The sequence below is a fragment of the Blautia luti genome, assembly GCF_033096465.1.
In the GTDB taxonomy this organism is placed as follows: Bacteria; Bacillota; Clostridia; order Lachnospirales; family Lachnospiraceae; genus Blautia_A; species Blautia_A luti.
The window spans coordinates 2250195-2270199 of sequence record NZ_AP028156.1 but is presented as its reverse complement, the minus strand read 5'-3'; the positions used below and the strand labels follow the sequence as shown (position 1 = coordinate 2270199).

The following is a 20005-nucleotide window of genomic DNA, read 5'->3' as shown; positions in this document are numbered from 1 at the left end:
CTGTTTAAGCGTTTTTTTCCTGTACTTTTTTCAGGTTCTTCTGCGCAGTGGAAAGCATCAGTTTAATTCGGTTCAGCTGGTTAACTTCACTTGCACCCGGGTCGTAGTCGATGGCTACGATATTTGCTGTCGGATATTCACGGCGGATTTCTTTGATAACACCTTTACCTACAATGTGATTCGGCAGACATCCGAATGGCTGGATACAAACGATATTCGGAACGTCTCCATGGATCAGCTCCATCATTTCGCCTGTCAGAAACCATCCCTCACCTGTCTGGTTTCCAGTGGAAACGATCGGAGATGCCATTTTTGCAAGATCTCTGATATCAGCAGGTGGTGCGAAATGACGGCTCTGTGCGAGAGCTTCGCTTGCCGGCTTTCTTACCCATTCAATTGCCTTAATTCCCCAGTTTGCAATAGTTGCTTTGGACTTCTTGAAGCCAAGGTTTTCTACCTTGAAGTTCTGGTTGTAGAAGCAGTAGCACATGAAATCGATCAGATCCGGGACAACTGCCTCAGCGCCTTCGGACTCCAGAAGTTCAGCCAGATGGTTATTTGCTGCAGGCAGGAACTTGACAAGGATCTCACCTACGATACCAACACGAGGTTTTTTCACATCACTGATCGGGATGGTATCAAATTCATGAACCATTTCACGGCACATCTTCTTAAACTGGCTGTGGCTGACACTGCTTCCGCTTAAGAAGGAGATGATACGCTGTTCCCAAATCTTATGTTTTCTGTTTACGATTCCTTCTTCCAGTTCATAAGGACGCATACGGTATACACATTTCATCAGGATATCTCCGAATACAGCACCGTAAGCTACTTTCTTTGCCAGTGGAAGAGTAAGCTTGAATCCGGGGTTGCTTTCCAGACCGCTTAAGTTAACAGAGATAACCGGGATCTGTTCCATACCGGCTTTCTTTAATGCACGGCGGATAAATGCAATATAGTTGGAAGCACGGCATCCACCACCTGTCTGGGACATTACAACTGCTGTTTTGTTCAGGTCATATTTGCCAGAAAGCAATGCGTCCATGATCTGACCGACTACGATCAGAGACGGGTAACATGCATCGTTGTTTACATATTTCAGACCAACATCTACTGCATGTTTGTTATCGTTCGGAAGTACTTCCAGGTTATATCCACAGGAATTGAATGCCGCCTGCAGGAGACTGAAATGGAACGGTGACATCTGCGGGCAGAGAATGGTATAATCCTTTTTCATTTCCTTTGTAAAGGATACTTTCTCGATGGAGGCAGGTTTGATCGTACGTTTCTGTCCCTGCTCCTTCTTTGCACGGATCGCTGCGATCAGGGAACGGATACGGATTCTTGCGGCACCGAGGTTGTTTACTTCGTCGATCTTTAAGCAGGTATAGATTTTATCGCTTCCGTCAAGGATCTCATAAACTTCATCAGTGGTAACCGCATCCAGACCACATCCGAAAGAGTTCAGCTGGATCAGATCCAGATCGTCGCGGGTCTTTACATAGTTTGCTGCTGCATACAGTCTGGAGTGATACATCCACTGGTCATTGACACGGATCGGACGTTCTACAGGTGCCAGATGAGAGATAGAATCCTCAGTCAGTACAGCGATTCCGTAGCTGTTGATCAGATCCGGGATACCATGATGGATTTCCGGGTCAATGTGGTATGGACGGCCTGCAAGGACAATGCCGTGGCGGCCTGTTTCCTCCAGATATTTCAGGGTTTCTTCCCCTTTCTTCTGTACATCGCGGCGTGCAGCTGCCAGTTCTTCCCATCCTTTATGTGCAGCAGCTTTGACTTCCTCTGCCGGGATATCCTTGAATTCTTCTACCAGACGTTTGGCCAGGATTTCCTCAGAAGTAAATGCAAGGAACGGATTGCGGAAAGTAATGGACGGATCATTTAATTCATCTACATTGTTTTTGATATTCTCTGCATAAGAAGTAACGATCGGGCAGTTATAATGGTTGACTGCATCCGGAAATTCGTTTCTTTCATATGGAATACATGGGTAGAAAATAAATTTCACGCCATTGCGGATCAGCCAGGTTACATGACCATGTGCAAGCTTCGCCGGATAACATTCGGATTCACTTGGGATGGATTCGATACCCAGTTCGTAAATCTTTCTGTTGGAAGTAGGAGAGAGTACAACCTCATACTTCAGTTCTGTAAAGAACGTATACCAGAACGGATAATTCTCAAACATATTCAGGACACGCGGGATACCTACCTTGCCTCTGGATGCTTTGTCAGCAGTGAGAGGTTTGTAGGAGAAAATACGTTTATATTTATATTCGTAAAGGTTCGGAATATGGTCTTTGTTTTTTTCTTTGCCAATACCGCGTTCACAGCGGTTACCACTTACATACTGGCGGCCGCCGGAGAACTTGTTGATGGTCAGACGGCAGTTATTGGTACATCCACGGCAGTTGGCCATAGAAGTTGTGTATTTCAGTTCATTGATCTTATCAATAGAGAGCATGGTAGTATTTTTGCCTTCCTGATGACGTTCGCGAGCGATCAGAGCAGCACCGAAAGCTCCCATGATTCCGGCGATATCCGGACGGATGGCTTCACAGTTGGCAATCTTTTCAAAGCTTCGCAGAACTGCATCATTGTAGAAAGTACCACCCTGTACAACGATATGTTTACCAAGTTCGGAAGCATCAGAAACTTTGATAACTTTGTATAGAGCATTCTTAATAACTGAGTAAGCAAGACCAGCGGAAATATCGGAAACTTCAGCGCCCTCTTTCTGGGCCTGTTTAACTTTGGAGTTCATGAATACAGTACATCTGGTACCCAGATCAATCGGATGCTGGGCAAAAATTGCAGCTTTGGCGAAATCCTGTACTGTATAGTTCAGGGATTTGGCAAATGTCTCGATGAAGGAACCGCATCCTGAAGAACATGCCTCGTTCAGCTGTACACTGTCGACAGTCTTGTTTCGGATCTTGATACATTTCATATCCTGACCACCGATATCAAGGATACAGTCTACTTCCGGGTCAAAGAATGCTGCTGCATAGTAATGGGAAACAGTCTCAACCTCGCCCTCATCCAGGATCAGAGCAGCTTTGATCAAAGCCTCGCCGTAACCTGTAGAACAGGAATATGCAATTTTTGCATCCTTTGGAAGCAGTTCGTAGATTTCTTTAATAGAACGGATGGTGGTCTTTAACGGATTTCCGTTGTTGCTGCTGTAGAAAGAGTAAAGAAGTGTTCCGTCTTCACCTACCAGAGCAGTCTTGGTTGTGGTGGAACCGGCATCAATACCGAGATAGCAGTTTCCTTTATATGTAGCGAGATCTCCAGTTTTTACTTTATAGGAACTCTGACGATTCGCGAATGCGTCGTATTCATCCTGAGAAGCAAACAGCGGTTCCATACGTTCTACTTCGAAATCCAGCTTAATGGAATTGCGGAGTCTGTCTTTCATTTCTGTCAGGGAAATGGAATTGTCTTCTTTTGCATTTAATGCAGAACCGATGGCTGCGAACAGATGAGAGTTCTCCGGGATAATGGTATGCTCCTCATCCAGTTTCAGCGTACGGATGAAGGACTCTCTCAGCTCAGACAGGAAGTGAAGCGGACCGCCCAGGAATGCAACATGTCCGCGGATCGGTTTCCCGCAGGCAAGACCGGAAATGGTCTGGTTTACAACTGCCTGGAAAATAGAAGCAGATAAGTCCGGTTTGGTCGCACCGTCGTTGATCAGTGGCTGGATATCTGTTTTGGCAAAAACACCGCAACGGGCTGCAATCGGGTAAAGTGCTTTGTAATCTTTGGCATATTCATTCAGACCTGTTGCATCTGTCTGAAGAAGAGAAGCCATCTGGTCGATGAAAGAACCGGTACCACCTGCGCAGATACCATTCATACGCTGTTCTACGTTTCCGTTCTCGAAATAAATGATCTTGGCGTCCTCACCGCCAAGCTCGATAGCAACGTCTGTTTTTGGAGCCAGTTTCTGCAGAGATGTAGAAACTGCGATAACCTCCTGAGTAAAGGGGACGCCCAGATGGTTGGCAAGAGTCAGACCGCCGGAACCTGTGATCACAGGATGGAGAGTCATCTCGCCATATTGATCAAAAGCTTCCTGAAGAAGGTCTGCAAGGGTTTCCTGAATGTTTGCAAAATGACGCTTGTAATCTGCAAAAATGAGATTCTCATTCTCGTCCAGGATTGCAATCTTTACAGTAGTGGAACCGATATCGATTCCCAGTGTTTTGTAATTCATAAAGTAAATTCAAGCCTCCTCGTTTCGTATATAAAAACAAAATCAAATCATTCCTGTTCTTTCCTATTAAATATCTGTTTTCAGATATGGAATATTCCGTAATATTATACGCTAAAGGTCAAGAAAAGACAATATAAAAGTTTACCAATGATTCTGTTCTTTCTTGTTGAAATTTCAGCTATTTCAGGATATAATAAAATTTACTTCGAAAATGATTATAAAATGAAAAGAGGAAAAATAAATGGCAGAATACAAACTTCTGAAAACAGAGGGACGTGCAAAGCGTGCAGAATTTCATACTGTGCACGGTACGATCCAGACTCCTGTTTTTATGAACGTAGGAACGATCGGCGCCATCAAAGGTGCAGTGTCTACCATGGATTTACAGCAGATCGGAACACAGGTAGAGTTATCCAATACCTACCATCTTCATGTACGTCCGGGAGATAAAATCGTGAAGCAGTTAGGCGGTCTTCACAAATTTATGGTCTGGGACAAACCAATCCTTACAGACTCAGGCGGATTCCAGGTATTTTCCCTTGCCAAGTTAAGAAAGATCAAAGAAGAGGGCGTTTATTTTAATTCCCATATTGATGGCCACAAGATTTTCATGGGACCGGAAGAGAGTATGCAGATCCAGTCAAATCTTGGTTCCACGATTGCAATGGCGTTTGATGAGTGCCCGAGCAGTGTGGCAGACAGAGATTATGTACAGAAATCTGTAGACAGAACCACACGCTGGCTTGCACGCTGTAAAGCTGAGATGGCGAGACTGAACAGCCTGCCGGATACCATCAATAAAGAGCAGCTTTTGTTTGGTATCAACCAGGGAGCTGTCTATGAAGATATCCGTATTGAGCATGCAAAAGCAATCTCAGAGATGGATCTGGATGGCTATGCAGTAGGCGGTCTGGCAGTTGGTGAGACTCATGAAGAGATGTACAGGATTCTGGATGAAGTTGTACCATATCTTCCACAGAACAAACCTACCTACCTGATGGGAGTAGGAACACCTGCCAATATCCTGGAAGGTGTAGAACGTGGAATTGACTTCTTTGACTGCGTATATCCAAGCCGCAACGGCCGTCATGGACATGTTTATACCAATCACGGAAAAATGAACCTATTTAATGCGAAATATGAACTGGATACACGTCCGATCGAAGAGGGATGCCAGTGTCCTGCCTGCCAGCATTACAGCAGAGCCTATATCCGTCATCTTTTGAAAGCAAAAGAAATGCTGGGAATGCGCCTTTGCGTACTTCATAATCTGTATTTCTATAATCACATGATGGAAGAGATCCGTGATGCCATTGACGCAGGAAACTTCGCAGAATATAAGAAGATGCGTCTCGAAGGTTTCGAAGAAGGCAAGATCAATTCAAAGAGACAATAATTGGAGTATATAAAATTATTATTAAATATGCTCAAAACTCTTGAAGTAAAACATTTTTTTGTGTATGATATATAGTGACGCTTTGATCAGAGAGTTCTGTAAGTGGATATTGTAAAAACATCTGCTATGCAGGGACTGACGGGATTATAAGTGAGTTGCGGGAACTGTATGGAACGTGACCCGCGCAATAACAGGATTATAACAGGAGGAATGAAAATGGACGCATCAAGCGGAATGGGTATGGTCGGTGCTATTATCTGGATGGTAGTTCTGTTCGGAATTATGTACTTCTTAATGCTTCGCCCTCAGAAGAAAGAACAGAAGAGACTTCAGGCAATGTTAAATGACATGGAAGTTGGCGACAGCATTGTTACTACCGGTGGATTTTATGGTGTTGTCATTGATATGACAGATGAAGATGTGATCGTAGAGTTCGGTAACAACAAAAACTGCCGTATCCCTATGAGAAAACAGGCGATCGCCGAAGTAGAGAAAGCAGAGAAAGCTGCAGAATAAGTAAAGAGCTTAAAAGTGGAGCAGACAGTCATCAATGGCTGGAGCTCCATTTTTTATGTCATAAGAAATGACTCCGTAATGTTCCTATGACATAACGTTCTCAGTAACACGTTTCGCACTGTATGTCTCGGGATAGCTGCATGTGACAGGAACTCATTTTTGTTACTTCTGCAATTTTTCACTTTAATAGGTTGAAATATGTCGGAAAGTGCGTTATTATAATAACAATTACGCAATTAGAGTATTTTGGAGGAAATTGTTATGGATTATAAGATTGCATTGATCCCCGGTGACGGAATCGGACCGGAAATCGTAAGAGAAGCAAAGAAAGTACTGGACAAGGTATGCGAGAAATATGGACATAGCTTTTCCTATTCAGAAGTTCTGTTAGGAGGCGCATCCATCGATGTACACGGCGTACCGCTTACTGATGAGGCAATTGCTACTGCGAAGTCATCAGATGCCGTACTTATGGGCTCTATTGGTGGAGATGCAAAAACTTCTCCATGGTATAAACTTGAGCCATCCAAACGCCCGGAAGCAGGACTTCTTGCTATCCGTAAAGCATTAAATCTTTTTGCAAATTTAAGGCCTGCTTATCTTTATAACGAATTAAAAAAAGCATGCCCGCTCCGCGATGAGATCATCGGAGACGGATTTGACATGATCATTGTACGTGAGCTTACAGGCGGTCTGTACTTTGGAGAACGTAAAACAATCGAAGAAAACGGCGTGAAGAAAGCCATCGATACACTTTCCTATAATGAAAATGAGATCCGCCGTATCGCGATCAAAGCATTCGAGATCGCACGTAAGAGAAGAAATAAAGTCACAAGCGTTGACAAAGCAAATGTTCTGGATTCTTCCAGACTCTGGAGAAAAGTGGTAGAAGAAGTTGCCAAAGATTATCCGGATGTTACCTTAGAGCATATGCTGGTTGACAACTGCGCAATGCAGCTTGTCCGCGACCCGAAACAGTTCGACGTTATCCTGACAGAGAATATGTTTGGAGATATCCTTTCTGATGAAGCAAGTATGGTAACAGGATCTATCGGAATGCTTTCATCTGCAAGCTTAAATGAAACCAAGTTTGGTCTCTATGAGCCAAGCCACGGTTCCGCGCCTGATATCGCAGGACAGGATAAGGCAAACCCGATCGCAACGATTCTTTCCGCAGCAATGATGCTTCGTTTCTCCCTTGATATGGACAAGGAAGCAGATGCAGTAGAAGCAGCAGTACAGAAAGTCCTGACAGATGGATACCGCACAGGTGACATTATGTCAGAAGGATGCAAACTGGTCGGAACAAAAGAAATGGGCGACCTGATCGCAGCAGCTCTGTAAATAAAAATTATTTATACCTGAGATTTGCCGGTTTATCTGAGTTCGGCAGATCCGGGTATCGGATAAACTTAAGTAGAAGAAAAGAGGAAATAAAAAAATGAGAAGTGATGCAGTAAAAACAGGCACACAGCAGGCACCTCATCGTTCCCTGTTTAATGCTCTTGGAATGACAAAAGAAGAAATGGACAGACCTCTGGTAGGTATCGTAAGCTCCTATAATGAGATCGTACCAGGCCATATGAACCTTGACAAGATCGCACAGGCGGTAAAACTTGGCGTAGCAATGGCAGGCGGTACACCTGTTATGTTCCCGGCGATCGCAGTCTGTGATGGTATCGCAATGGGACATGTTGGAATGAAATACTCTCTGGTTACCAGAGACCTGATCGCAGATTCCACAGAAGCCATGGCAATGGCACATCAGTTTGATGCTCTGGTTATGATCCCGAACTGTGACAAGAACGTACCTGGACTTCTGATGGCAGCAGCCAGACTGAATGTTCCGACTGTATTTGTAAGTGGCGGCCCGATGCTTGCCGGACATCTGAACGGACACAAGACAAGTCTTTCCAGCATGTTCGAAGCAGTTGGTGCTTATGCAGCAGGCAAACTTGATGAAGAGGGTCTGACAGAATGTGAAATGAAAACATGTCCTACCTGTGGATCCTGTTCCGGTATGTACACAGCAAACTCCATGAACTGTCTGACAGAAGTTCTTGGTATGGGCCTGAAAGGAAACGGAACCATTCCTGCTGTATATTCCGAACGTATCCGTCTTGCAAAACATGCAGGTATGCAGGTTATGGAAATGTACAGAAAGAATATCCGTCCAAGAGATATCATGACAAAAGAAGCAATCCTCAATGCTCTGACAGTAGACATGGCACTTGGATGCTCTACAAACAGTATGCTTCATCTTCCGGCTATCGCTCATGAGATCGGAATGGACTTTGATATCAGCTTTGCAAATGAGATCAGTGCAAAGACTCCGAACCTCTGCCACCTTGCACCAGCAGGCCCGACATACATGGAAGACCTGAACGAAGCAGGCGGTGTGTACGCAGTTATGAACGAATTGAATAAGAAGGGACTCCTTCATACAGAGTGCATGACAGTTACAGGTAAGACAGTAGGCGAGAACATCAAAGACTGTGTAAACTTAAATCCTGAAGTTATCAGACCGATCGATAATCCATACAGCCAGACAGGCGGACTTGCAGTACTGAAAGGAAACCTTGCACCGGATGGCGGTGTTGTAAAACGTTCCGCAGTTGTAGAAGAGATGATGGTTCATGAAGGACCTGCAAGAGTCTTCGACTGTGAAGAAGATGCAATCGCAGCGATCAAAGGCGGTAAGATCGTAGAGGGTGACGTAGTCGTTATCCGTTATGAAGGACCAAAAGGCGGCCCTGGTATGAGAGAGATGCTGAACCCGACATCTGCAATCGCAGGTATGGGACTTGGTTCTTCCGTAGCCCTCATCACAGACGGACGTTTCAGCGGTGCTTCCAGAGGAGCATCTATCGGACATGTTTCACCGGAAGCAGCAGTCGGCGGCCCGATCGCACTTGTTGAAGAAGGCGACATCATCAGCATTAACATTCCGGAACTGAAACTGGAACTCAAGGTTTCTGATGAAGAAATGCAGGCAAGAAAAGCAAAATGGCAGCCACGTGAGCCGAAAGTAACAACAGGATATCTTGCAAGATATGCTGCAATGGTAACTTCCGGAAACAGAGGTGCGATCCTTGAAGTACCGAAAGCCAAATAATAAGCGGGTTCCAGGTTTAGAAATCAGTTAGGAGGAACACAAGATGCAGCTTACAGGTGCTGAAATCATCGTTGAATGTTTAAAAGAACAGGGCGTTGACACCGTTTTCGGATATCCGGGCGGTGCCATCCTGAATGTATATGACGCCCTCTATGAATATAAAGATCAGATCACTCATGTGCTGACTTCCCATGAACAGGGAGCTTCCCATGCAGCAGACGGATATGCAAGGGCTACAGGTAAAGTCGGTGTATGCCTTGCAACTTCCGGTCCTGGAGCCACCAATCTGGTAACAGGAATCGCAACTGCATACATGGATTCTGTGCCAATGGTAGCTATCACATGTAATGTAGGAACCCCACTTCTTGGAAAGGATTCTTTCCAGGAGGTTGATATCACCGGAATTGTAATGCCGATCACGAAGCACAGCTTTATCGTAAAGGATATTACCACTCTGGCTGACACTGTCCGCAGAGCATTTTATATTGCAAAGAGCGGTCGTCCAGGTCCTGTACTTGTAGATGTGACCAAGGATGTAACAGGTGCGAAATACGAATACACTGCCTGCCGTCCGACAGCTGTCACACCTAGGGTAGATACAATTAAAGACGAAGATATCGCAACAGCAGTCCAGATGATCAAGGCTGCGAAGAAACCATTTATCTTCACAGGCGGCGGCACGATCATTTCAGGAGCATCCAAAGAAGTGACAGAACTTGCTTATAAGATCGATGCTCCGGTATGTGACAGTCTTATGGGTAAAGGTGGATTTTCCGGCGAAGATCCTTTATATACCGGAATGCTTGGAATGCATGGAACAAAAGCTTCCAATCTGGGAGTTTCCCAATGCGATCTTCTGATCACACTGGGAGCCAGATTCAGCGACCGTGTCACAGGAAACACCAAAACTTTCGCAAAGAATGCAAAGATTCTTCAGATCGACGTAGACGCTGCTGAGATCAATAAGAACATTGTAGTAGATGCAAGAGTCGTAGGAGATGAGAAAGAAGTTCTGAAACGGATCCTGGAACAGCTTCCTGAGATGAAACATCCGGAATGGATCGCACATATTGATGGGCTGAAAGAGAAATATCCATTAAGATATGACCATTCACAGCTTACAGGTCCCTATATTATTGAGAAGCTTTATGAGCTGACAAAAGGAGATGCCATCATCACGACTGAAGTAGGCCAGAACCAGATGTGGGCAGCTCAGTATTTCAAATATAAAGAACCAAGAACATTCCTTTCTTCCGGTGGTTTGGGAACGATGGGATATGGACTTGGAGCAGCAATCGGTGCGAAGATGGGAAGACCGGATAAAACTGTGGTAAATATTGCAGGTGACGGATGCTTCCGTATGAATATGAACGAGATTGCGACAGCAGTTCGCTGCAACAGACCGTTAATTCAGATCGTACTGAACAATCACGTGCTCGGAATGGTACGTCAGTGGCAGACTTTGTTCTATGACCACAGATATTCCCATACAATTTTAAATGATTCCGTTGATTTTGTGAAACTGGCAGAAGCCATGGGTGCAAAAGCAATCCGTGTGACTACCATGGAAGAAGTGGAACCAGCTTTGAAAGAGGCCCTTGCATGTCCGGGACCAATCGTACTCGACTGTATGATTGACCAGGATCTCAGCGTATTTCCGATGGTGCCGGCAGGCGCAAGCATTGATGACATTTTTGACGAGGAGGATATGAAAAACAATGAGCAGAGTGTATAATTTTTCCGCAGGACCGGCTGTATTGCCGGAAGAAGTATTAAAAGAGGTTGCTGAGGAAATGATGGACTATCAGGGAACTGGTATGTCTGTAATGGAAATGAGCCACAGAAGTGCGGATTTCCAGAAGATCATCGATGAAGCAGAGCAGGATCTGCGTGATCTGATGAAGATTCCGGATAACTACAAGGTATTATTTCTTCAGGGCGGAGCTTCCCAGCAGTTCGCAGCAATCCCGATGAATCTGATGAAGAATAAAGTTGCAGATTATATTGTAACAGGACAGTGGGCAAAGAAAGCATACCAGGAAGCACAGAAGTACGGAAAAGTAAATAAGATCGCTTCTTCTGAGGACAAGACTTTTTCCTATATCCCTGACTGCAGCGACCTTCCGATCAGCCCGGATGCGGATTATGTATACATTTGTGAAAACAACACAATTTACGGAACAAAATTCAAGAAACTCCCGAACACAAAAGGTAAAACTCTGGTAGCAGACGTTTCTTCCTGCTTCTTATCTGAGCCGGTTGATGTATCCAAATACGGAATCATTTATGGTGGTGTTCAGAAGAACATCGGACCTGCAGGTATGGTAATCTCCATTATCCGCGAGGATTTGATCACAGACGATGTTCTGGAAGGAACACCGACTATGCTGAAATTCAAAACACAGGCTGATGCCGGTTCTCTTTACAATACTCCGAACTGCTTCTGCATCTATGTGTGCGGTAAAGTCTTCAAATGGCTGAAGAAAATGGGTGGTCTGGAAGAAATGCAGAGACGCAACATTGAGAAAGCCAAAATCCTCTATGATTTCCTTGATCAGAGCAAGCTCTTCAAAGGAACTGTTGTACCTGAAGACCGTTCTCTCATGAATGTACCGTTTGTAACAGGTGACAAGGATATGGATGCCAAATTTGTAAAAGAAGCAAAAGAGGCAGGACTTGTAAACTTAAAAGGACACCGTACAGTAGGTGGTATGCGTGCAAGTATCTATAATGCTATGCCAAAAGAAGGCGTAGAAGCTCTGGTTGCATTTATGAAAAAATTCGAGGAGGAAAATGCGTAATGTATCAGTATCATTGCCTGAATCCTATTGCTGCAAAAGGCCTGGATCTTTTTGGAGAGGATTATAAGAAAACAGAAACACTGTACGAAGCAGATGCAGTCCTGGTAAGAAGTGCGAAAATGCACGATATGGAACTTCCGGAAGGAGTGAAAGCCATTGCCCGTGCAGGTGCAGGTGTCAATAACATCCCTGTTATGGACTGTGCAGAAAAGGGAATTGTTGTATTCAACACACCAGGTGCTAATGCCAATGGCGTAAAGGAATTGGTTTTGGCAGGAATGCTCTTGGCATCCCGTGATATCGTAGGTGGTATTGAATGGGTTGCCAAAGAAAAAGATCAGGAAGATATCGGCAAGCTTGCTGAGAAACAGAAGAAACAGTTCGCAGGATGCGAGATCATGGGTAAAAAGCTGGGAATTATCGGTCTGGGAGCCATCGGGGCAATGGTAGCAAACGCTGCTTCTGCTCTTGGAATGGAAGTTTATGGATATGATCCGTATATCTCCATTGATGCGGCATGGAATCTTTCCCGTACTATTAAACATATCAAGAGCCTGGATGAGATCTATTCTCAGTGTGATTACATAACCATCCATGTACCGCTTCTTGACAGCACAAAAGAGATGATCAATAAAGAGGCGTTCAGCAAGATGAAAGACGGTGTGGTACTTCTCAACTTTGCCCGTGACCTTCTGGTTGACGAGAACGCTTTGATCGAAGCGCTGGAGAGTGGAAAAGTCAAAAAATATGTGACAGATTTTGCCAACCACACAGTAGCAGGAAGAGACGGAATCCTGGTAACTCCTCATCTGGGAGCTTCCACAGAGGAATCCGAAGAAAACTGTGCAGTGATGGCTGTAAAAGAACTGAGAGATTTCCTGGAAAATGGAAATATCAAGAACTCTGTAAACTTCCCGAACTGTGATATGGGAACCTGTGTGGCAGTAGGACGTATTGCTATCACTCATAAAAATGTTCCGAACATGATCAGCCAATTCACCAAGATCCTCGGTGCAGAAGGGCTGAATATCGCAGATATGACCAATAAGAGTAAAGGGGAATATGCATACACACTGATCGACCTAGAGAGCACAGCATCCAAAGAGGCATTGGATGAACTGAAGTCCATCGAAGGTGTTTCCAGAGTACGTGTGATCAAATAATTAATTATAGAATAACAAAACATAAAATAACAGAACATAAAAATGGATACGCTGCATTTAGCGTATCCATTTTGTATGTTCGTATATTTGACTGTTTTAGCAGGTTATGCTGCTGTTTTAAGCATTTCTGGATTTGATGAAATCCAGGACTTCTTCTTTGGCAGGCATTACACGAAGAGCACCTTTGCGTGTAGTGATCAGGGAAGCTGCGGCATTGGCAAATGTCAGCAGTTCTTTTAAATTCTCTGCTGTAAGATTATCCAGTCCATGTTCCAGAATATAATTTAAAGAGCTTGCACAGAATGTATCTCCTGCACCTGTGGTTTCGATGGTGTGCTCCTGAAGGAACGGAGCTGCCTCTACACGGAGATCTTTGTAATAAGCACGGCTTCCGTCTTTACCCATGGTGATAAGGATCAGCGGGATGTTGTATTTTTCTTTCAGAAGAGCGGCACCCTTATCATAATCTGTAGTTCCAAAAAGAAATTCTACTTCATTGTCGGAAATTTTCAGGATATCACATTTTCCAAGACCGTATTCGATCTCAGCTCTGGCATCTTCCAGGGATTTCCATAATGGAGGACGGAGATTCGGATCAAAGCTGACAATACATCCGGCTTCTTTGGCAACGTCAAGGGCGTAGCGTGTAGCTTCTCTTACACTCTCGTGTGTAGAAGAAAGAGTTCCAAAATGGAAAATACGGGAATCCCTGATCAGGTCTTCCTGAACTTCATCTCTGGTAAGCATCATATCTGCACCCGGGTTGCGGTAAAAAGAGAAATCTCTGTCTCCGTCAGGATAAGTATGTACGAAAGCCAGGGTAGTATGTACCTCTTTATCGATCACCAGATTGCGGGTATCGATGTTTACTTCTTCCACAGCATTTTTAAGCTGTGTTCCGAACATATCATTGCCAACTTTGCCGATAAAAGCCGCTTTTTTGCCAAGTTTCTCAAGCATGGCCAGTACATTGCAGGGTGCACCGCCAGGATTGGCTTCCAGTACAGGATTTCCCTGTGTACTTGTTCCGCTCTCGGTAAAGTCAATAAGTAATTCGCCTAAAGCAGTTACATCAAAGGTTTTGTTTCCCATTGTGTGTTTCCTCCTTGCATTTATAAATCATAATTTAGCGCAGAATACGGTATTTGTCAAACAATTTCCTTTATTTTTCCTGATAAAAATGTTAAAATGTAAACAATACAGATGTTTACGGGTATGAATATCCGACAGATATCTGAAGGAAAATCGGGAGGTGCATGTTAATATGAATGAAAAAATATATAGCTATATGAACTGGCCACGGATAGAGGCAGTTGTTTACGGAGAAGAGACATCTCCCAGAGATGTAATGGGGCCTAAGATCACGAAAGACGGAGTTCTGGTACAGGGATTTTTCCCGGATGCACAGGAAGTCGATGTGATAAGCGGCGGGAAAACATATCCGTGCGAAATGGAGGATGAGGCAGGATATTTTGCAGCGCTGCTGCCGTTGAGAAAAGTACCGGACTATAAATTTTCTGTAAAGACCGGAGAAGAAATAATGGAATTTTATGATCCCTATTCTTTTGCCTGCCAGATTACAGAAGAAGAGGAAAAGGCATTCTGTGCAGGTGTGTACTATGAGGCATACAAGAAGCTGGGTGCACACCCAATGGAGATCAATGGAATAAAAGGAATCTTGTTTGCAGTCTGGGCACCTAATGCGGTGAGTGTAAATGTAGTGGGAGATTTTAACGGATGGATGGGTCGTGCAAGCATTATGCATCGCATGCCGATGTCAGGGATCTTTGAACTGTTTATCCCGGGCGTAAAGGTGGGAGCCCTTTATAAATATGAGATCAAAATAAAAGGCGGAGAAGTTCTGCTGAAAGCAGATCCTTATGGAAACAGGGCACAGAGTGATCCGGAGGGAGCGTCTGTAGTAGCTGATCTCAGTAACTTCACCTGGAAGGATCAGGAGTGGCTGGAACAGAGAAAGAGGTTTCAGGACAGAAAGCAGCCAATCTCTGTCTATGAAACTTCTCTGGAGCAGTGGAAGAGCATGGAAGAGCTGACAGATTTTCTGGAAGAGACAGATTACACACATGTGGAGCTTCATCCGGTTATGGAATATATAGATGACATCACAGGCGGATATTCTACTTACAGCTATTATGCTTTTTCTTCCAGATTCGGAACACCTGAAGATTTCAGAAAAATGACAGATGCACTGCATCAGGCAGGGATCGGTGTGATCCTTGACTGGACCCCTGCACAGTTTCCACGATATGCATCCGGTCTGGAGAAATTTGATGGAACACCTTTGTATGAGAAACAGGATCCGGCACAGGCGGTTCATCCATTCTGGGGAACTTTGCTTTATAACTATGCAAGCCCTATGGTAAAGGATTTCCTGATTTCCAATGCATGTTTCTGGATGGAAGAATATCATGTGGACGGGCTTCGTATGGACGATGTAGATGCCATGTTGTATCTGGATTATGGCCGGAATCCGGGAGAGTGGACTCCGAATCTGTATGGAAGTAATGAAAATCTGGAAGCAGTGGAATTCCTGAAACATCTGAATTCTATAGTGAAGAAGAGGAATCCGGGAGTGCTTCTTATTGCACAGGAAGACGGACTATGGCCGGAGCTGACAGACAGTGTGGAAAATGACCATCTGGGTTTTGACTATAAATGGAGCGGCGGCTGGACTAGCGATCTCCTTACTTATTTAGGCAAAGATCCCATTGAACGCAGGAACTATCATGACCAGCTGACAGTATCCATGCTTTATGCATATTGTGAACATTATGTGCTGACTTTGGGAAGCAGAGATGTGGGTGACCTGAAAGCATTTGCAGGCAGACTGCCGGGAAACGAGCAGCAGAAGGCTGCGCAGATCCGGGAAGCTTATACTTATATGATGCTTCATCCAGGATGTAAAATGATGTCTCCGGATCCCGATATGCCTCAGAATATGAAATCTTTTATCAGAGATTTGAACAATATGTATCTGGCTCATCCTGCCATGTATCAGATGGATGATGAATATAACGGATTTGAATGGATCCAGCTGATGAAATATGAAGAAAATGTGATCGCATTCTTGAGAAAGACAGAGAAACCGGAGGAGACGATCCTGGCTGTCTGCAATTTCGCGGCAATTCCATATGAAAACTATCAGGTTGGCGTACCTTTTGCCGGCAAATATAAAGAAATCTTTAACAGTGATGATAAGAAATACGGCGGTGAAGGTGTAGTCAATGGAAGAGTCAAAGCTGCAAAGAAGGCAGAGTGCGATGAGAGAGAATATTCTATTACAGTGAAACTCCCTGCACTTGGCGTGGCGATCTTTACCTGCATGCCAGAGGAAGAACCGAAAGAGAAGAAAGCAGCAGAAACTCAGATTAAGAAGTCAATTACCAAGGCGAGAACTGTGCGTAAGGCTGTTGCGAAAACAAAAACAGCTGTAAAAACAGCAGTGAAACCGGTGACAAAGAAAGTGACAAAAACAGCACTAGAAGTAACAAATGAAACAGATTCAAAAACAGTACCTGAAGTTGCAGAAGTGACGAAGTCTGTTATAAAAAAGACAGCGAAACCTGCAGCAAAAAAAGTCACAAAGACGAGATCCAAAACATCGGTGAAAAAGGACTTGACAGAAAATAAATAATATTATAAACTAAATGTTGTGGCTGTCAAAACTGTTAACTTCTGGCAGTTGCAGCATAAGCTGAAATAGCTCAGTCGGTAGAGCACTTCACTCGTAATGAAGGGGTCGTGAGTTCGAGTCTCATTTTCAGCTTGACTTTTTAAATCCCGTAAACCCAGTAGAATCAAGGGCTTACGGGATTTCTTACGTTTATACAATACGATATAATTTATATAAAATAAAATTTCTACCCCTATCTTTACCACAACCGGAGAACTTATTGCAGAATTACATAATTGGAAGAGTAAGCAGTGAAGGAGAGTGTGAATATTCACTTGATTTACTTGACTCTACAACGGTTGTAAGGTTTATTCTAATTTAGACGACAAATGAGAGGAGTTTATGATATCATGGAAAGAAATCTTACATCCGGCTGTGTCCTCAGACTCTGCTTTCCATGGGGCTTGCTACGGCCACAGGGTAATTGCTGTCAGTGATCATCTGTGTGGCTGCCTATCTGCTGCTGAATACGCACAAAAAGAAAGACAGCCGTATACACAGATAAAAACTCCTTGACAATCTGCGTTTCATCCATTAAGATAACTTTGGATTGAAAATAAAACTAACCGGAAATCCAACGAAAATAAAGGTTGATTTCCGGTTTTTCTTGTATCTGTGGATATTTTTTCATAAAAGATTTTAGCAAAAGGAGGCAGTGGAATTGACCAGAGAAGAAGAAAAGATCATACGTATCATCGATTCACATAAAGATGAGATCATTGCCTTTGCAAGTGATATTGCCGGACATCCGGAACCAGGATTTGAAGAAGAGAGAACCGCAGCGAAAACTGCGGCTGTTCTGCGTGACCTGGGTCTGGAGGTACATACAGACCTTGCACGTACAGGAGTACGCGCAGATTGGATGGAACAGGATGGACCAAATATCACTGTAATTGGTGAAATGGATGCGATCGGATGCAGAACTCATCCAATGGCGGATCCCCATAATCAAACAGCACATGCATGCGGACACCACGCACAGCTTGCAGCCATGATTGGCGCAGCATTGGCATTAGCCGATGAAGAAGTGAGAGCTTCTCTGTCTGGGTCCGTATCTTTTTTTGCCGTTCCGGCAGAAGAATATATAGATGCAGATAAACGCAAACGCCTGAAAAAAGAGGGCATCGGTTTCCCGGGATCAGGAAAAAGTGAGCTGATCCGTACAGGGGCTTTTGACAGAACAGATATCATGATGACGACTCATGTACACATGGTTCCTGTATCAGAAGACCTGTATCTGGGAAACCCTGCATGTAACGGATATGCAGCAGAACGGGTCACAGTAAGAGGGAAGGCGGCCCACGCAGCCATTGATCCCTGGGATGGTGTCAATGCACTGAGCATTACCTCAAGTGCCATACAGATGATGGGACTGATGCGGGAAACTTTCCGGGAAGAGGATCATGTAAGACTTCATAATGTGATCCGAAAGGCCGGAGATGTGATAAACAGTGTTCCGGACGAGGCTGTGATCGAGACAAAGGTACGTGCAGGTTCCCTGGAATGCATCGAGCATACGATGAATATGGTAAACAGAGCGTATGAGGGAGCTGCTTATGCATTTGGAGGCAGAATTGAAACAGAGCCTTTGCAGGGGTATATGCCCATACGCTGGAGAAAGGCAGACCAGGCATTGATCGAATCAGCCAGCCAGCTGGGCGTTTCTTTCCGGGAAGTCACAGAATATGATTTTAATAATGCGTGTACAGATGTAGGAGACCTGACGCATCTTTTTCCTGTGGTAAATTTCACTTTTAATGGTTTCGAAGGAAAGCTTCACGGAACTGATTTCAGGATCACAGATGAAGAAAAGGCCTATATCCTGCCTGCGAAAATGATCGCACTTACAGTATACAAACTGTTGAAAGAAGATGCCATCCAGGCGAAAGAGATCATACAGGGATTCCAGCCGGTATTTGATCGGGAAGGTTACTGCAGATATGTTGAAAACAGCCTGAAGACAGAGACAGCAGATTCCCGAAAACAGGAGGCATAAAAATATGGCAGAAATCTCACTGGAATTAAGGAATATCAAAAAAAGTTTCACATCTGAGGAAACGGTTCTGAATAACATTGATCTGACTATTGAAAAAGGGGAATTCATCACCCTGTTAGGTTCTTCCGGATGTGGAAAGACAACCACTCTGCGTATCATTGCAGGGTTGGAACAGCCGGATGAAGGAAGCGTATGGCTGGACGGCAGGGAAGTGACGAACCTGGCGCCCAATGAAAGGGATGTAAATACTGTATTTCAGAATTATGCTCTTTTTCCCCATATGAATGTAGTGGAAAATATCGGATATGGACTGAAACTGAAAAAAGTTCCCAGAGCAGAGATAAAAAAAAGGGTAAACGAAATGCTGGAACTGGTTCAGCTGGAAGGATATGGAAAAAGACAACCTTCTGAGCTATCCGGTGGACAGAAACAGCGCGTAGCCATTGCCAGGGCACTGGTGAATAATCCCAAGGTTTTACTTCTGGATGAACCTCTGGGGGCATTGGATCTGCAGCTTCGCAGAGCCATGCAGATCGAATTAAAGCATCTGCAGAAGAAGCTGGGGCTGACTTTTATCTATATCACCCATGATCAGGAAGAAGCCATCAATATGTCTGACAGAATCGCAGTTATGAATCACGGACAGATTGAGCAGATCGGCACACCGGATGAGATTTATAATCATCCGGAAACCAGTTATGTGGCTGCTTTTGTGGGAAATGCCAACATTCTGAAAGGAGTGGTAACGGAAACAGGTAAGGATCTGGTATCTGTACAGATTGGAAATGATACAGTTTCTGTACTGGCACCGGAGGATAAGCCGAAAAAAGGTGAGAACGTTACCATTGCGATCCGCAGTGAGAATATTATTCTGAATGAGAAGGTCAGCAGTGGATTAAAGGCAAAAGTTCTGGAGAAAAATTTCGCAGGCGGACAGCTTCGGGTTACGCTGGGACTTGCAGATGGAACCAGGCTTATCGCCAGCAGATATGGGATTGATGTGACAGTAGAAGAAGGACAGCAGGTAAGCTGGGGATTTCATCCATCTTCTGCAGTGCTGGTGGACAGGAGGGCGTGA

At 44.3% G+C, this 20005-nt stretch carries 12 protein-coding genes and 1 tRNA gene; 11 read left to right on the top strand and 2 right to left on the bottom strand.

Annotation, left to right across the window (positions count from 1 at the left end):
* Positions 1–4: 4 nt before the first annotated feature.
* Positions 5–4246 (bottom strand): 2-hydroxyacyl-CoA dehydratase, encoded by a 4242-nt coding sequence (locus tag R8695_RS10545; RefSeq protein WP_154779835.1) that lies wholly within the window; start codon positions 4244–4246, stop codon positions 5–7.
* 241 nt (positions 4247–4487) lie between these two features.
* On the opposite strand from R8695_RS10545, the gene tgt reads away from it, so the two are divergent.
* From tgt to R8695_RS10510, 7 genes are all read left to right on the top strand, one after another.
* Positions 4488–5642 (top strand): tRNA guanosine(34) transglycosylase Tgt, encoded by a 1155-nt coding sequence (tgt, locus tag R8695_RS10540; protein ID WP_118508758.1) that lies wholly within the window; start codon positions 4488–4490, stop codon positions 5640–5642.
* 216 nt (positions 5643–5858) lie between these two features.
* A complete protein-coding gene (gene yajC, locus R8695_RS10535; protein WP_118508759.1) occupies positions 5859–6158 on the top strand; it encodes a preprotein translocase subunit YajC in 300 nt (99 codons plus the stop codon).
* Positions 6159–6419: 261 nt separating this feature from the next.
* Positions 6420–7502, top strand: a complete 1083-nt coding sequence (gene leuB / locus R8695_RS10530; RefSeq protein WP_118508760.1) for a 3-isopropylmalate dehydrogenase — start codon at positions 6420–6422, stop codon at positions 7500–7502.
* Positions 7503–7599: 97 nt separating this feature from the next.
* Positions 7600–9273, top strand: coding sequence for a dihydroxy-acid dehydratase (gene ilvD, locus R8695_RS10525; RefSeq protein WP_154779834.1), 1674 nt, complete (start codon positions 7600–7602; stop codon positions 9271–9273).
* 43 nt (positions 9274–9316) lie between these two features.
* Positions 9317–11008, top strand: a complete 1692-nt coding sequence (ilvB, locus tag R8695_RS10520) for a biosynthetic-type acetolactate synthase large subunit (protein ID WP_154779833.1) — start codon at positions 9317–9319, stop codon at positions 11006–11008.
* Positions 10992–12074, top strand: coding sequence for a 3-phosphoserine/phosphohydroxythreonine transaminase (gene serC / locus R8695_RS10515; RefSeq protein ID WP_118508763.1), 1083 nt, complete (start codon positions 10992–10994; stop codon positions 12072–12074). The genes ilvB and serC overlap by 17 nt, the downstream gene beginning before the upstream one ends.
* Entirely contained in the window at positions 12074–13237 is a 1164-nt protein-coding gene (locus tag R8695_RS10510) for a phosphoglycerate dehydrogenase (RefSeq protein WP_118508764.1), read from the top strand. The genes serC and R8695_RS10510 overlap by 1 nt, the downstream gene beginning before the upstream one ends.
* A 117-nt stretch (positions 13238–13354) precedes the next feature.
* On the opposite strand, the gene R8695_RS10505 is transcribed toward R8695_RS10510, so the two are convergent.
* Positions 13355–14329: a carbohydrate kinase family protein gene (locus R8695_RS10505; protein WP_154779832.1), complete on the bottom strand. Its 975-nt coding sequence runs from the start codon at positions 14327–14329 to the stop codon at positions 13355–13357.
* 172 nt (positions 14330–14501) lie between these two features.
* On the opposite strand from R8695_RS10505, the gene glgB reads away from it, so the two are divergent.
* The 4 genes from glgB (at position 14502) to R8695_RS10485 (ending at position 20005) form a co-directional block, all read left to right on the top strand.
* On the top strand, positions 14502–16892 hold the full coding sequence (gene glgB / locus R8695_RS10500; protein WP_154779831.1) for a 1,4-alpha-glucan branching enzyme: 2391 nt from the start codon (positions 14502–14504) through the stop codon (positions 16890–16892).
* A 59-nt stretch (positions 16893–16951) separates the two neighbouring features.
* Positions 16952–17024: transfer RNA gene (locus R8695_RS10495), tRNA-Thr, on the top strand.
* 568 nt (positions 17025–17592) lie between these two features.
* Positions 17593–18927, top strand: coding sequence for a peptidase dimerization domain-containing protein (locus tag R8695_RS10490; RefSeq protein WP_154779830.1), 1335 nt, complete (start codon positions 17593–17595; stop codon positions 18925–18927).
* A gap of 4 nt (positions 18928–18931) precedes the next feature.
* On the top strand, positions 18932–20005 hold the full coding sequence (locus R8695_RS10485; protein ID WP_154779829.1) for an ABC transporter ATP-binding protein: 1074 nt from the start codon (positions 18932–18934) through the stop codon (positions 20003–20005).

Coding starts and splice junctions, on each gene's coding strand:
- R8695_RS10545 (WP_154779835.1), bottom strand. CDS start 4,246: ATGAATTACAAAACACTGGGAATCGATATCGGTTCCACTACTGTAAAG.
- tgt (WP_118508758.1), top strand. CDS start 4,488: ATGGCAGAATACAAACTTCTGAAAACAGAGGGACGTGCAAAGCGTGCA.
- yajC (WP_118508759.1), top strand. CDS start 5,859: ATGGACGCATCAAGCGGAATGGGTATGGTCGGTGCTATTATCTGGATG.
- leuB (WP_118508760.1), top strand. CDS start 6,420: ATGGATTATAAGATTGCATTGATCCCCGGTGACGGAATCGGACCGGAA.
- ilvD (WP_154779834.1), top strand. CDS start 7,600: ATGAGAAGTGATGCAGTAAAAACAGGCACACAGCAGGCACCTCATCGT.
- ilvB (WP_154779833.1), top strand. CDS start 9,317: ATGCAGCTTACAGGTGCTGAAATCATCGTTGAATGTTTAAAAGAACAG.
- serC (WP_118508763.1), top strand. CDS start 10,992: ATGAGCAGAGTGTATAATTTTTCCGCAGGACCGGCTGTATTGCCGGAA.
- R8695_RS10510 (WP_118508764.1), top strand. CDS start 12,074: ATGTATCAGTATCATTGCCTGAATCCTATTGCTGCAAAAGGCCTGGAT.
- R8695_RS10505 (WP_154779832.1), bottom strand. CDS start 14,329: ATGGGAAACAAAACCTTTGATGTAACTGCTTTAGGCGAATTACTTATT.
- glgB (WP_154779831.1), top strand. CDS start 14,502: ATGAATGAAAAAATATATAGCTATATGAACTGGCCACGGATAGAGGCA.
- R8695_RS10485 (WP_154779829.1), top strand. CDS start 18,932: ATGGCAGAAATCTCACTGGAATTAAGGAATATCAAAAAAAGTTTCACA.